Genomic DNA, 14,493 nt, shown 5'->3' with positions numbered 1-14,493 from the left:
GCGGGATGGTTGATCTGTGAAATTGGTGTGCGACCATGGGAATGAGCGCGGGACGGCAGCTGTTGTCCTGTGCTGACAAGAGACTTCCGTGCCGACGGAGTTCGAGCGTAGGCACTTGAGTAGATGACTGGAGTCAGGAATGACTGAAGCGCAGACCGAGCAGGCTACGGCGACGGGTGTTCTCCTCACCGACGGAGCCGCCTCGAAGGTGAAGGCGCTGCTCGACCAGGAAGGCCGCGACGACCTCGCGCTGCGGGTCGCCGTTCAGCCGGGTGGGTGCTCCGGGCTGCGGTACCAGCTGTTCTTCGACGAGCGTCAGCTCGACGGCGACGTGGTGGCCGACTTCGGCGGTGTGAGCGTCGTCACCGACCGGATGAGCGCGCCGTACCTGAAGGGTGCGACGATCGACTTCGTCGACACGATCGAGAAGCAGGGCTTCACGATCGACAACCCGAACGCCACCGGCTCCTGCGCCTGCGGCGACTCGTTCAACTGAGTTACTCCGGAGCCCCTGGCCGCCGGCACGGTGACCAGGGGCTTCGGCATGTCAGGCATGGCTGACGCTCTCCTCGCGAGCGCGCTTCGGGAGCAGGAACGTCACCGCCAGGCTGACGATGAACAAGCCGATCGCGACCAGGACCGAGGTCTTGGTGGCGCCCAGGAACGCGTGCGCCGGCAGCAGCTGGAAGAAGATCGTGCCGATCACGGCGATGCCGATCGCTCCGCCGTACTGCTGCATGGCGGTGAGTACGCCGGACGCCGATCCCGCGGCCTGGTCGTCGACGGACGCCAGGATGATGTCGAAGAGTGGCGCGAACACCAGGCCGGCGCCGATGCCGGTGGCGAGGGTCGCGGGGACCAGGTTCCAGATCGTGGTCGCGTCGCCGTACGTGTGCAGGGTGAACCAGACGCCGGCCATCGCCAGTGTCATCACCGCGACGCCGAGCTGCAGCGCCTTGCGGCCGAGCTTCGGGGCGAGCAGCGCGGCGGACACCGGTGCGCCGATCGCGATCCCGAGTGAGAACGGCACCATCGCGAGGCCTGCCTTGAGCGGGCTGTAGTGCAGACCGAGCTGGGTGAACAGGTTGAAGACCAGCATGAAGCCGTTCATCGCGAGGAAGAACGTGGTGATCACGCCGAGGCCGGGGACGTACCCACGGCTGCGGAACAGTGACGGGTCGATGACCGGGTTGCCGGACCGGCGCTCCCGCCAGCCGAACAGGGCGAAGACGAGGAGCGAGCTTGCCAGCATGAGGATCGTCCACAGCGGCCAGCCGAGCTCGCGGCCCTGGACGAGTGGGTAGATCAGCAGGCCTGACGCTGCGCTGACCAGTAGTACGCCGATCGTGTCGAGCCGGGTCGCGCCGGGTGTCTTGACCTCGGGCATGAAGCGCAGTGCACCGACCAACGCGGCGGCGCCGATCGGCACGTTGATGAAGAAGATCGTCCGCCAGCCGGCGTCGAACCAGTTGGCGTCGATCAGTACGCCGGCCAGGATCGGGCCCGCGACCGCGGACAGTCCCATCACCGGGCCGAACATGCCGAACGCCTTGCCGAGCTCGTCCGGCGGGAAGATCGACTTCGCGATCGCGAAGCCTTGCGGAATCATCACCGCGCCGAGCAGGCCCTGCGCGACCCGGCTGCCGATCAGCAGTTCCGGGCTGGTGGCCAGCCCGCAGACCGCGGACGCGACCGTGAAGCCGAGGGCGCCGATCACGAACAGCCGCCGGCGGCCGACCAGGTCGCCGAGCCGGCCGAAGGTGATCAGGCCGATCGCGAACGCCAGCGTGTAACCGGCCAGCATCCACTGCATCGCCGACTCCGAGCCGCCGAGCTCGGCCCGGATCGACGGTGCCGCGATGTTGACGATCGTCGAGTCGACCAGGTCCATGATCTCGGCGATCAGGATGGTCGCAAGCACGAGCCAGCGCCAGCGGTACGGCGTACCGCGTGGCGTGGTCGTGGTGTCTGTTTCGAGTGTGGTGCTCATAAGTGCCCCCTTTGTAGTTTTCGAACGGTGTTCGTTGACGAACACTGTTCTATCTACGAACAGTGTTCGTGTCAAGTACGGTGTTCGCTACAGTGGTCGCATGAGTCAATCCCCGTGGCAGCCGATCTCTCCCGCCAAGCCCGTCCGCGAGCGCAAGGCACCGCTCACCCGGGAGCGGATCGTCGACGCGGCGATGGAGGTGCTCCGCAAGGAGGGGTACGACGGGGTCTCGATGCGCAAGGTCGCGCAGGAGCTCAAGACCGGGCCGGCCTCGCTCTATGCCCACGTGGCGAACAAGCGGGAGCTCGATCAGCTCCTGGTCGAGCGGGCCAACGCCCAGATGGTGTTCGACGAGCCGGTCGATCCGACGCGTTGGCAGGAGCAGCTCAAGGCGCTGATGCGCGAGATGCTCCGGGCGATGCGGGCCAACCCAGGGGTGGCACGGGCCGCGATCGGCGCGGTGCCGCTGGGGGAGCGGGCGCTGCAGACCACCGAGCGGATGCTGACCTTGCTGAAGGCCGGCAACCTTCCGGACCAAGCGGCGGCGTGGGCCGTCGACCTGATTCCGCTCTACGTCACCGCCGTGGCCTTCGAGGAGACGGTGCAGAGCGCGTCGGACTGGACGCCTCAGGACGTCGAGGAGTTCGTGAACGGTCTGCGGACGTTCCTCGCCGAGCAGCCGGCCGACCGGTTCCCGTTGGTGGTGGCTCTCGCCGGCCCGTTGACGTCCGGGGCCAGCGGAGACGAGCGTTTCGAATTCGGTATCACGGTCATCACCGCGGGCCTGGCCGCGCTGGCCGACCGGACCTAGAACAACATCCCGAGATCTGGCAGCGACGGGACGGGCCCGACGAGGTCGAGGCCCTTCCACACCGTCACCTGGTTGGCCGTCAGCACGGTCTTGCCGGTCGCGAGCTCCAGGTCGTCGACGATCGCGAGCGTATGCATCGCGGTGTCGGGCACCAGCACCGCCTCGGCATCCGGGTGGTCGGCGGCGTTCACCATGTCGATCACCTGGTCGGCCGTCAGCATGGCGACCTCGGCCGCGGTGAGGATCCCGTTGCTGCCCGTCGACACCACCTCGATGCCGGCCGCGGCCAGGAACCGGACGAAGTGCTGCGTGATGTCCTCCGGGTACGACGCGGCGACGGCGACCTGGTAGATCTCCAGCGACTTGCAGGCGTCCACGAACGCGATCGACGTGGACGATGCCGGTACGCCGACCGCCTGAGCGAGCCCGCCTGCCTGGATGTTGGCACCCTCCCGGCCGAACACGAAACTGCCCGACGTGCACGCCCACATCACCGAGTCCGGCTGCTCCTGCTTGAGCTGCACCGCGCCCTCGGCCAGCCGCTCGGCCCGGCCGAGGTCGAGGAGCGCGTCCACCCGGTGCGCGTCCTCGCCCACCGAGGTGGTCACGACCGGCAACCTGACCTCGCCGTTCAGCCTCGCCGCGAGCGCCTGGTAGTCGTCCTCGGCGCTGTGTCCGGGATACAGCAGGCCCACCGTGACCATCGGACCTCCTGGCTCGAGCCGCACCGGCTGGGTAGATTGTCGGCAATGCTAACCCCAGAGCGGCTGCTCGAAACGCTGCGTCACGAACTCCGGGGCACGGTCAGGGACGATCCCGGGACCCGGGCGCTGTACGCCGCGGACGGCTCGAACTATCGCGCCGTGCCCGACCTGGTCGTCGTACCGGCCGATGCCGACGACCTGGCCGCGGCGGTGGCCCTGACCGCAGCGGCCGGGGCGCCCGTAGTGCTGCGCGGTGGCGGTACGTCGATGGCGGGCAACGCGATCGGCGGCGTGGTCGTCGACGCCTCACGGCACGTGAACCGGATCCTCGACATCGACCCGGTCGGGCGTACCGCGGTGGTCGAGCCGGGCGTCGTACTGACCGACCTGCTGGCGGCGGTGAAACCGTACGGGCTCGCGTTCGGGGCCGACCCGTCGTCGGGGAGCCGGGCGACGCTGGGCGGCATGATCGCGAACAACGCCTGCGGCGCGCACTCGGTCGCCTGGGGTACGACGGCGGACAATCTGCGATCCCTCGACCTGATCGCGGCCAACGGGACTCTGCTGACCGTCGACGCCTCCGCCGATCGTGCGGTCGCGGCGGCGCGACCCGGCTCCGAGGGAGAACTGCACCGCGCGCTCCAGTCGTTCGCGGATCGTCACGAGCTGCTGATCCGCCGGCGGTTCGGGCAGTTCAGCCGGCAGATCTCCGGGTACGCCTTGCACCGGCTGGTCGGCGACTACAACGTGGCCGGCCTGCTGTCCGGCAGCGAGGGCGGACTGGCGGCCACGCTCCGGGCGACCGTCCGGCTGGTCGAGTTGCCCAAGGCAAGGGTTCTCTGTGTACTCGGGTTCGCCGACTCGATCAGCTCGGCGGACTGCGTGCCGGTCGTACTGCGGCACGCGCCGCTGACGATGGAATCGATCAACGACGAACTCGTCCACCGGCTGCCGACCGAGGTCCGCGACGCCGCGGTCCACGCCGGGCTCCCGGACGGGAAGGCCTGGCTGCTCGTCGAGATCGGCGGCGACGACCCCGCGACCGCGGCTGCCCGTGCGGGTGCGATGCTCGAGGAGTTGCAGGATTCCGGCGCGACCGGTGCACTGGTGACCGATCCGAGGGCACAGGCCGTCTTGTGGCGGTGCCGTACCGACGCCGCGGGACTCGCGACCCGCCGCGCGGACGGGGCGGAAGCGTGGGGCGGCTGGGAGGACGCCGCCGTACCGCCGGAACGTCTGGGTGCGTACCTGCGCGGGCTCGACGAACTGCTCGGGCGGCACGGCTTGTCGGGTGCTTCGTACGGGCACTTCGGCGAGGGCTGCATGCACCTGCGGATCGACTTCGATCTGCTGAGCTCGCGGGGAATCGCGACGTACCGGGAGTTCGTCGAGCAGGCCGCGGACCTGGTCGTGGGGCTCGGTGGATCGGTGTCCGGCGAACACGGCGACGGGCGGGCCCGCAGCGAGCTGCTCGCGAAGATGTACGGCGCCGACGGGGTGGCGCTGTTCGCCGAGCTCAAGCGGATCTGGGATCCGGCCACGGTGATGAACCCGGGGATGATCGTCGACCCGCCGCCGCTCGATGCGGCGATCCGGCACGACGGCCCGGCGAAGGATCGCCGGTTGCCGACGATCTTCGGGTACCCGGACGACGGGCACGACTTCGCGCAGGCGCAACGACGCTGTGTCGGGATCGGCAAGTGCCGGCAGACGTCGGGCAGCGTGATGTGCCCGAGCTACCAGGTGACGCGCGAGGAAAAGCATTCGACCCGCGGGCGGGCGCACCTGCTCTGGGAGATGTTGCAGGGCGACCTGATCACCGACGGCTGGCGATCGACCGAGGTACGCGATGGCCTCGACCTCTGCCTGTCCTGCAAGGGCTGTCTGTCCGACTGCCCGGTCAACGTCGACATGGCGACCTACAAGGCCGAGTTCACCCATCACCACTACGCGGGCCGTCCGTGGGCGCGTCCGATGTCGCACTGGTCGATGGGCTGGCTGCCGCTCTGGTCGCGGATCGCGTCGCGGGCGCCGACCGTCGCCAACCGGTTGGCCGGGCTGCCGGTCGCCAAGCGACTCGGTGGAATCGCCCCTGAACGAGACGTCCCGTCCTTCGCGGCGCAGAGCTTCACGGACTGGTTCACGAGCCGCAAGCCGCCGAGCGCCGGTGGCCGGCGGGTGGTGTTGTGGCCGGACACGCTCACCAACTTCTTCGCGCCGGAGATCGGCCGGGATGCCGTTGCCGTCCTCGAGGCGGCAGGACACGAGGTCGTGCTGCCCGGCAAGCCGGTCTGCTGCGGCCTGACCTGGATCTCGACCGGGCAGCTCACGACCGCCCGCCGGGTCCTCAGCCGATCGCTCGCCACGCTCGCTCCCGAGCTCGCCGCGGGCACGCCGATCGTCGGCCTCGAACCCAGCTGTACGGCGGCTCTCCGCCAGGACGGGCCTGCTCTGATCGCCGGCAATCCGCTGGCCGGATCGCTGGCGGCCAACACGCGGACGTTCTCGGAGGTTCTTGTCGAGTCAGGCTGGCAACCCCCGCGGATCGGGGGAGCGGCGTTCGTCCAACCGCACTGTCATCAGCACGCCGTGCTCGGCTTCGACGCGGACCAAAAGGTGATGGCGGCGGCCGGCATCGACGTCGAGCTCGCGGCGCCGGGCTGTTGCGGCCTGGCCGGCAACTTCGGCCTCGAACGCGACCACTACGAGATCTCGAAGGCGGTCGGCGAACGTACCCTGCTGCCCGCGGTCCGCTCGTTGCCGGCGACAACAACCGTGCTCGCCGACGGCTTCAGCTGTCGCACCCAGATCTCCCAGGGCACTCCACGCGCAGCGGAGCACCTGGCCAGGATTCTTGCCCGAGAGCTGGATTCACGCGGTGAGGAACGGCTGCTGTAGTTCGGTGACCCAGCCGGCCGGATCCTCCGGGGTGTCGAGGTAGAGCTCGCGGGCCGGTTCGGCGGCGCTCCGGTCGTTCTCTTCGAGCCAGCGGGCAAGGGCCTGCCAGGACGGCAGGACCTGGTCGATCGGGCCGCGATGTACCAGGGTCGCCGCCCGGATCCCCGGCAGGTCGAGGACTTCGAGGCCGTTGAGGTTGCCTCCGGCATCGACCGCAGCAGGTACGGTCGCCCGTACGACGATCTCGTCGGCTTGTTCGTACAGGCAGGTGAGGCGGCCGGCGGGTCGTACGTCGGAGTCCGGAAGACGTCGGCCGAGTTCCGCGCAGAGCGGGTGGACGACGGGCGTGATGTCGTCGGGCGTGAAGCTCGCGGCGGTCGCGGTCAGACCGACGAGTCGTACGGCGGGCAATTCTTTGACGATGATGTCCGCGGCCGGGATCTCGGCCTCCAGGCCGCGCAGCCGGGCCTCGACCTGCGCGAGCCGGGCGTTGCTCTCGGCAACGGCCGTCTCGAGCTGCGCACGCCGCAGGGTGAGCATCGTACGGAGTTCGGCCGGGCTCGGATCGCCGGCGATCATCGTGGCGACCTGATCGAGGGAGAAACCGAGATCCTTCAGCGCGACGATCCGGTTCAGGTCGGCGAGCTGGGCCGCGGTGTAGCTGCGGTACCCGGTCGCGGGATCGACGTGCGCCGGTCGCAGCAGGCCGATCGCATCGTAGTGCCGCAGCATCCGAATCGACACCCGGCCGTGGCGGGCGAACTCACCGATCGCGAACATGGCTGTCAGTCAACCAGTTGGCCGAGGAGTTCGGCGAAGGTGATGGCGGTGTCGTCCTCGTGCCAGGGGCCGATGACTTGCGCGGCGGTCGGGAGCCCGGCGGCCGTCCGGCCGATCGGCATGCTGAGGGCGGGGTGGCCGATGAGCGACGCGTGCGCGATCCAGAACACCTGCGCCTCGTACGGCCGGCCGTCGATGGTGGTCGAGCCGTGCGGGAACGCGACGGTGAAGCTGGTCGGGCAGAGGAAGACGTCGACGTTCTCGAAGTACTGCTGCCATTTGGCTCTGGCTGCCAGGCGGTTGCGTTCGGTGGTGAGGAGCTGGTCGACGGTCAGCGAGCTGGGTTCGCCGCCGTGCAGGGCGAAGAAGAGTTCGACCTGGCGGCCGAATTCGTCGGCCTGTCCGTTCGGGTCGACGCGGTCCGGCCACTTCTCAACGATCTTCGCACCGCTCTTCGCCAGGACGTCGATCGTGTTGGACAGCGCGTCACCGACCTCCGCGGTGACCGGTGCGGCCGGGTGGTCAGTGACGATTCCTACGCGATAGTCGCTCAGCTGTCGGTGTCGCGGTGGGCGGAGCGTGTACGAGTACGGCGCCTCGGGACCGGCTGTTGCGCGCAGGGCGATCCGGAGATCCGCGGCCGAGCGGGCGAGTGGTCCGAGGGTCGACAAGTTGGGCAGTTCGCTCGGGACGTACGGCGTACCCGGGGGCTGGAAACCGCGTTGCGGGACGAGTCCGTTGGTGGGCTTCAGTCCGTAGACGCCGCAGTACGCCGCGGGCAGCCGGACCGATCCGACCAGGTCGGATCCGTACTCGAGATACGTGAGCCCTACCGCCAGCGCGGCCGCCGCCCCGCCGGACGATCCGCCGGGCGTCCGGGTGAGGTCGGCGGGGTTGTTGGTCCGCCCGTAGATCTCGTTCGTGGTCTGCCCGAAGTCGGCAAGCATCGTGTGAACGTTGGTCTTCCCGACAACAATCGCCCCGGCCCGCTGCAACCGCTCCACCACCACCGCATCCCGCCGAGCCACAAACCCCGCAAACGCCGGATTCCCCCAAGTCGTATGCATCCCCCCGACATCAAAACACTCCTTGACCGTCACCGGCACCCCATGCAAAGCCCCCGACGACCCACCCCCTCTATCGGCTCGATCTGCTGCGCTGAGCGCATACTCCCGCCGCACTTCCACGACCGCGTTAACCGCGGTATCAGCGGCGATCCGGGTAAGGAGCTCTTCAGTGAGCTCTCGTGACGTCGTCTGCCCTACGCGGATCCGCTCCGCAGCCTCTCCTGCTGTCAACATACGAGCTGTCTAATGTCTGACACCGTGTGAGAGTCAACGGACGACCTCGACCCCGTTGTGAAACACCTGGCGGAGCCGCTCCTCCATGGCCGCGCAGTCCAGCGTCGCCCCATCGAGCACCACCAGATCAGCACGCTTGCCAACCGCGATCTCCCCGCGATCCTCCGCCAGCCCGAGCAACCGCGCCGCGTCGATCGTCGCCGCCCGGAATGCCCCGGCCTCGCCCAACCCGGCGGCTGCCAGATGGCTGAGTTCCCGCAACACCTCTGAGTGCGGCCGTACCGGACCATCCGTTCCCATCGCGATCCGCACCCCGGCTTCGATCGCCAGTCGCATCGACTCCCGGTGCGCTTCGGGCGCCCCGTCCGGCCCGTGCTCCGGATCCGACTGAGTAACCGACAAGGTCGGCACGTACCAGGTCCCGCAATCCGCCATCGCAGCTACCGCAGCCTCATCCAGGTAGGTTCCGTGCTCCACGCTCGCCGCCCCGGCGCGCGCCGCAAGCTCGGCCGCCCGCGCCCCATGCGCATGAACCATCACCCGCCGCCCACCCCGCCGGTGCGCCTCATCCACCACCGCAGCCAGCTCGTCGTACGTCAGATGTACATCGTGCACGCCGATCCCGAGCGCCATCGACCCGCTCGCCGTCACCTTGATCCAGTCCGCCCCAGCCTGAACCATCCGCCGTACGACGGCTCGTCCTGCGTCGGCCCCGTCGAAGATCGGATCCGGCAGTGACGGATCCCCGTAGAACTCGAGCGCCCCGGTCCGCGGCGCCCACACGTCGCCGATCGCACCCGTCGTACCGACCTGCCGCAAACTCAGCAGCAGCTCAGGTCCTTCGATCCACCCGTTCTCGATCGCGAGCCGTACGCCGGCGTCGGCGCCCCACGCGTCCCGCACCGTCGTCACCCCGAGCCGCAGCAACGTCCGCAACACCGGTACTGCGGACAGCGTCCGAGCCGACCGCGGCAATTGCAGCGCATCCACGCCAGCAGGCCCGAAGCACACGTGGGTGTGACAGTCGATGAAGCCAGGCACCAGCAACGCGCCTGTGCAGTCGACGCCCTCGTCGCCGTCCAGTCCGATCCCCACATCGGCAATGCGATCGTCGGCAAGCACAACATCGGCCGACCGCACGTCACCCGAACGGACATCAAGCACCGAGCCCGAATGCAGGACCCGCCGACTCACGCCGTCGTACCGAGCAGCCGTAGGGCGATCAACGCATAGGCGCGCGCCGCGGTCACGAGTTCGGCGATTGCGACCGACTCGTCGCCGCGGTGGGCTTGGGTGGTTACTGAGCCGGGGCCTAGGACGACCACCGGGATGCTGAGGTCGCGGGCGATGTAGCCGCCGTCGCAGGCTGCGGTCCAGCCGGCGAGGGGCAGGGGTGGGCCGCCGGCGTCGAAGCGGGCGGACTCGGTGACGCGTACCAGTTCGTGGTCCTCGGAGGTTTCGAAGGCCGGCATTTCCATCGGCATGGAGAGTTCGACGGTCAGCTCACGGTCCTCCAACCGCAGGGCGGCGACCCGGCGGCCCAGGTCGGCGAGTACCTCGGCGGGTGATTCGCCCGGCAGGAGCCGGCGGTCCGCGACCACCACACAGTCGGCCGGCACGATCGAGCCGCCGGTGCCGCCGTTGATCTGGCCGACGCTCCAGGTCGCGGGCCCGAGCAGGGGATGGGGTGCCTGCGCCAGCTCGCCGTGCAGGCGTTCGATCTCCGCGACGACGGCCGCCGCGCCGTAGATCGCGTTGGCGCCACCGTCCGGGTTACCCGCGTGCGAGGCACGCCCGTGCACCGCCACCTGCAAGTACGAGTCGCCGCGCGCCGCGATGATGGTCTGCAGATCGGTCGGCTCGGCTGTGATGCACCCGACGTACTGGTGTTTCGCCCCTGTCCTTTCCGCTTCAAGTCTATCGCTCGGCGAGCTGGTCGGACCGGAGTTATCCACAGGTGCGCGCTGAGCGGACTCGATGAACGCGCGGATCCCCTTGCCCGTCTCCTCTTCGTCGACCACGGCGGCCAGTTCCACCGGACCGCTCAAAGCCGTACCACGCAATGCCGCGAGGGCAGCCAGCGCAGCAGCCAGACCGCCCTTCATGTCGGACGCACCGCGCCCGTAGATCCGCCCGTCGCGCACGAGCCCGCCGTACGGGTCGACCGTCCACCCGTCGCCGACCGGCACGACATCGGTATGACCGAGCAACAGCAGGCCGGGACTGTCGCCACCGGACAGCGTCACCGACACGTTGTCGCGACCTGCCTCGACAGAACGAGTCGTCACGTCGAGGTCGAGGTCGCGTGCGGCCGCCACGAGTGCGGCGACCGTCGCGGCCTCCTCGCCCGGTGGGTTCTGCCCAGGCGCGCGGACCAGTTCCTGTGTGACGCGGATCAGCAGTCGTTCGTCGATCCGTTCCAGTACGTTCTGTTCGGCGGGCGTCAGGCTCATGCCCACCTACCCTAGGCTTCGCGCCCGTCCAGGTACGCGCGCCAGCTGCCCCAGCTGGTGATGTCTTGGGTCGGATCTGCGGCATCCGCAGTGCAGAGGAAGCCGAGCACCTGCTGGCCGTCGGACAGTTCGAGGGGACCGATGGTCAGCGGGGGCGCGATGGTTGACATGAAGCCGGCGAGTTCGGCGGTGGGCAGCTTCCAGACCTCCACTTCGATGCCCGGCCCGGGCTCGTCGTTCAGCGTTCGGGTCAGGCCGGGGCGGGGGCCGTCGACGAGGTACATGCGGTACGACGCCGCAGTACGGGCTGTGTACGCGAGCCGGGCTCCGCGGCGTACGAGTTCGTCGTTGAGCGGTTGGCCGCTGAGGTGCGCGCCGGCGACAGCCAGCAGTACGTCGTCCGAAGCGCGCGGCGGAACCGGTTCACCGCACCACAACGCCGCCAGATCGATCAGCTCATGGTCGTGACCGGCCGGTGCGAGCAGTTGGACCCCGAACGGCAGGCCGTCGGCACGATCCGTTCCAGGAAAGGCGATTGCGCACAGATCCAGCAGGTTCACCATGTTCGTGAACCGGCCCAAGCGGCTGTTCACGCCGATCGGATCGGCCGCGACCTCGGCCAACGTGGGGTGGCCGGGTGTGACCGGCAGCAGCAGCGCATCCACCTCCGTCCACAAGGACGAACTCGCGCGGGCCAGCTCGGCCAGCCGATCGAAACCGGCAAAAGCGGCCGCCGCGGTGAGCGACTCGCCGGCGCGGACGATCGTTCGGACCGCCGGGTCGACGGCCGGATCGTCGTCGAGCTTGTCACCGAAGGCCAGCCAGCGCTCGGCCAGCCACGGCCCGGAGTACAGCAGGTCAGCGGCCTCGAGCAGCGGCCGGACGTCCACCTTGACGACCTCGCCCAGCCGATGTGCCTCGTCGAGCGTCGCCTGCCAGGCCTCGGCATGCAACGGATCCAGGTCGAGCGCCAGGTCCGGTACGCCGATGACGGCCTGGTCGCCGCGTCCGGCCCGGCGCTGCGGCAACAAACCAACTGGCCGCGACCACGCGTCATCGGGGTCGTAGGCAACCATCACGTCGTACGCCGCCCGCGCGGTCGCGACGGTACGCGCCATCACGGTCACACAGTCCAGCGACCGGCAGGCCGGGACCACGCCACGCGCGGACACGAGTCCACGGCTCGGCTTGATGCCGATCAGCCGGTTGAATGCTGCCGGCACCCGGCCGCTCCCGGCCGTGTCGGTGCCGAGCGCGAAATCGACCTGTCCACTCGCCACCGCGACCGCACTGCCCGAACTCGATCCGCCGGACACATGCAGCTCGGAGAACACCGAGTGACAAGGCCCGTACGGCGACCGGGTGCCGACCAGGCCGGTCGCGTACTGGTCCAGGTTCGTCTTGCCCAACGGTACGGCGCCGGCCGCGATCAACCGGTCCACCACGAACGCGTTCCGCTCCGCGGGCCGGGTGTTGCGCGGGTCGCCCGCCGTTGTCGGTACGCCCGCCAGATCGATGTTGTCCTTGACCGCCATCGTCAGCCCGCGCAACGGCCCGGGCTGCGGTGCGACCGGCTCGACCCGGGCGATCCACTCGTGGTTCATGCGCCCCACCGGGCCCGCTCGGCCTCGAACGCGGCGCGGCGCCGGGCCCGTACGGTCGATATCTCCATCGGTGCCTCCTGCTCGATCCGGCGTACGTCGGCGATCGAGAACGTCGCGGGTGCGGTCTTCAGGTCCGCGCGCCCGGCAGCGATCTCGGCCCGCTCGTGCGCGAGCTGCTCCGCGCTCACCGGCGTGAATCTGATCAGGTCGAACTGCCTCAGCAACCATGGTTGCTCGTCGGCGGGGGACAGCCGCCAGACCGGTACGGTACGCCCGACCAACTGGTACCCGCCCGGCCCTTCCATCCCGTACACGCACAGGTAGATCCCGCCGATGCCGACCGCGTTCTGCGGGGTCCAGGTCCGCGCCGGGTTGTACTTCGTGGTGACGAGCCGGTGCCGCGGATCGATCGGTACGGCGACCGGCGCGCCCAAGTACACGTCGCCGAGACCGACCACCAGGTACGTCGCGGCCTGCACGATCTCGAACACCTCGTCGCGTTCGGCCAGATCGTTGACCCGCCGGATGAACTCGACGTTGTCCGGGCACCACGGCGCGTCCGGCCGCACCGACGTGGCGTAGCGGCGCATCGCCTCGTGCGCCTCGGGATGGTCGAACGCGATCGGCAGCAGCACCTCGCGGGCCGGCAGCACCACCGTCTCGGGATCGTCCAGGCCGGCGGCCAGGAACGCGAGCCGCTCGGCGAGCTCGGTCAGCCCGATCCGTGCGGAGTCGACCGCGACGAGCAGCGAGCGCACTCCTTCGACGATCTCGGTGACAGCGGCCGGCCGGTCGTCGCGCAATGCCTGCGCGAGCAGGTGGATCCAGACCCGGACCGTGAGGTCCAGCTCGGCCGGCCCGGCCTCGACCAGCAGGTGCCGTTCGCCCGCGCAGCGGATCGTGTACGACGGTGCCGTCGCGGAGCGCTCGCCGCGGTGCAGCGTCCTCGGGCGGTCCGGCGTACCGACCGAGGCGGCGACCGGAGCCGGATCTTGCCGGAGGTCGGTCAGCCAGCGGCGGCGAGACCGGATCGCCTCGGACGCGACCTCGGGCGTCACCGGGACCAGTTGGACCGAGTCACCGGCGCGCAACTGGCCGAGCATCCAGCGATCGGCCTCGATGACGACGGCGGGTACGACGAAGCCGCCGAGGGACGGGCCGTCCTTGCCGACGATCACCGGGGTGTCGCCGGACAGCATGATGCCGCCGACCGGGTACGCCGAGTCGTGCACGTTCGACGGGTGCAGGCCCGCCTCGCCGCCGTCGGTCCGGGCCCAGCCGGGCGTCGGCCCGATCAGCCGGACGCCGGTGCGGTCCGACCGGTGGTCGACTGTCCACTTGGTGGCGAAGAACGCCTCGACGCCGTCGATCGTCAGGTGCTCGGGCGCCCCGTGGGGTCCCGGGATCACCCGGAGCTGCCAGGCATCCGACAGCACGGGCAGTTCGACCGACTGCGGGGTCAGCAGATTCTCCTGCCGGCCGAGCGGAAGCCGTATGCCGGCCGCGAGCGGCTTGCCGTCGTGGCCGCCGAAGCCGCCGAGGATGAACGTCGACCGGCTGCCGAGGACCCGTGGCACCTCGAGGCCTCCCTGGATCGCCACGTAGCCGCGCATCCCGGGACCGTCGATCGGGCCGACGTCCAGCACCGTACCGGCGGGCCAACGGACGACCAGGCCAGGCCGGAGCCGCCAATTGCCGATGGTCGCATTGCGGACAGCTCCGCCGACGCAGACCAGCCGGTCCTCGTCGCAGGTCAGTACCGGTCCGGTCAGTACGCACTCGAGTCCTGCCGCGGTAGCCGGATTGCCGACCGCGGCGTTGACCAGCGCGAACGTGAGCTCGTCGGCCGCGCCGGACGGCGGTACGCCGACATCCCACAATCCGGGCCGGCCGGCCAGGTCCTGCACGGTGGTTTGGGTGCCTGGAGCAACAACTGTGACGGTCGCCGGCAT

General features: G+C 69.6%; 11 protein-coding genes. 3 read left to right on the top strand and 8 right to left on the bottom strand.

Going from position 1 to position 14,493, the window contains the following annotated elements:
• The first annotated feature begins 139 nt into the window (after positions 1-139).
• Positions 140-496, top strand: coding sequence for a HesB/IscA family protein (locus FB475_RS35245; RefSeq protein WP_141862646.1), 357 nt, complete (start codon positions 140-142; stop codon positions 494-496).
• A gap of 51 nt (positions 497-547) precedes the next feature.
• Here FB475_RS35245 and FB475_RS35240 read toward each other — a convergent pair whose 3' ends face one another.
• Entirely contained in the window at positions 548-1,990 is a 1,443-nt protein-coding gene (locus FB475_RS35240) for a DHA2 family efflux MFS transporter permease subunit (RefSeq protein WP_141862644.1), read from the bottom strand.
• 100 nt (positions 1,991-2,090) lie between these two features.
• Here FB475_RS35240 and FB475_RS35235 point away from each other — a divergent pair, with 100 nt between their 5' ends.
• Positions 2,091-2,801 (top strand): TetR/AcrR family transcriptional regulator, encoded by a 711-nt coding sequence (locus FB475_RS35235; RefSeq protein WP_185759577.1) that lies wholly within the window; start codon positions 2,091-2,093, stop codon positions 2,799-2,801.
• On the opposite strand, the gene FB475_RS35230 is transcribed toward FB475_RS35235, so the two are convergent.
• Positions 2,798-3,505, bottom strand: coding sequence for a maleate cis-trans isomerase family protein (locus FB475_RS35230; protein WP_141862640.1), 708 nt, complete (start codon positions 3,503-3,505; stop codon positions 2,798-2,800). The two genes, FB475_RS35235 and FB475_RS35230, sit on opposite strands and share 4 nt — an antisense overlap.
• A 45-nt stretch (positions 3,506-3,550) precedes the next feature.
• On the opposite strand from FB475_RS35230, the gene FB475_RS35225 reads away from it, so the two are divergent.
• Positions 3,551-6,403 carry an FAD-binding and (Fe-S)-binding domain-containing protein gene (locus FB475_RS35225; RefSeq protein WP_141862638.1) on the top strand — a complete coding sequence of 951 codons (2,853 nt, stop codon included), beginning with the start codon at positions 3,551-3,553 and terminating at the stop codon, positions 6,401-6,403.
• On the opposite strand, the gene FB475_RS35220 is transcribed toward FB475_RS35225, so the two are convergent.
• Genes FB475_RS35220 through FB475_RS35195 form a run of 6 tightly spaced genes read right to left on the bottom strand, consistent with a single transcriptional unit; the run spans position 6,377 to position 14,493 of the window.
• The gene (locus FB475_RS35220; RefSeq protein ID WP_141862636.1) at positions 6,377-7,183 is read right to left on the bottom strand and encodes a MerR family transcriptional regulator; all 807 of its coding nucleotides are present in this window, start codon (positions 7,181-7,183) and stop codon (positions 6,377-6,379) included. The two genes, FB475_RS35225 and FB475_RS35220, sit on opposite strands and share 27 nt — an antisense overlap.
• A 5-nt stretch (positions 7,184-7,188) precedes the next feature.
• Entirely contained in the window at positions 7,189-8,484 is a 1,296-nt protein-coding gene (locus FB475_RS35215; protein WP_141862634.1) for an amidase family protein, read from the bottom strand.
• 33 nt (positions 8,485-8,517) lie between these two features.
• Positions 8,518-9,648 (bottom strand): amidohydrolase family protein, encoded by a 1,131-nt coding sequence (locus FB475_RS35210; protein ID WP_238332635.1) that lies wholly within the window; start codon positions 9,646-9,648, stop codon positions 8,518-8,520.
• 26 nt (positions 9,649-9,674) lie between these two features.
• Positions 9,675-10,937 carry a M20 family metallopeptidase gene (locus FB475_RS35205; RefSeq protein WP_141862630.1) on the bottom strand — a complete coding sequence of 421 codons (1,263 nt, stop codon included), beginning with the start codon at positions 10,935-10,937 and terminating at the stop codon, positions 9,675-9,677.
• A gap of 11 nt (positions 10,938-10,948) precedes the next feature.
• Positions 10,949-12,541, bottom strand: coding sequence for an allophanate hydrolase (atzF, locus tag FB475_RS35200; protein WP_141862628.1), 1,593 nt, complete (start codon positions 12,539-12,541; stop codon positions 10,949-10,951).
• Positions 12,538-14,493, bottom strand: coding sequence for a 5-oxoprolinase/urea amidolyase family protein (locus FB475_RS35195; protein ID WP_141862626.1), 1,956 nt, complete (start codon positions 14,491-14,493; stop codon positions 12,538-12,540). Before FB475_RS35195 ends, atzF begins: the two co-directional genes overlap by 4 nt.

The sequence above is a fragment of the Kribbella jejuensis genome, assembly GCF_006715085.1.
Lineage (GTDB): Bacteria > Actinomycetota > Actinomycetes > Propionibacteriales > Kribbellaceae > Kribbella > Kribbella jejuensis.
The sequence above is the reverse complement of the archived record's forward strand: the minus strand, read 5'-3'. Positions and strand labels throughout refer to the sequence as shown.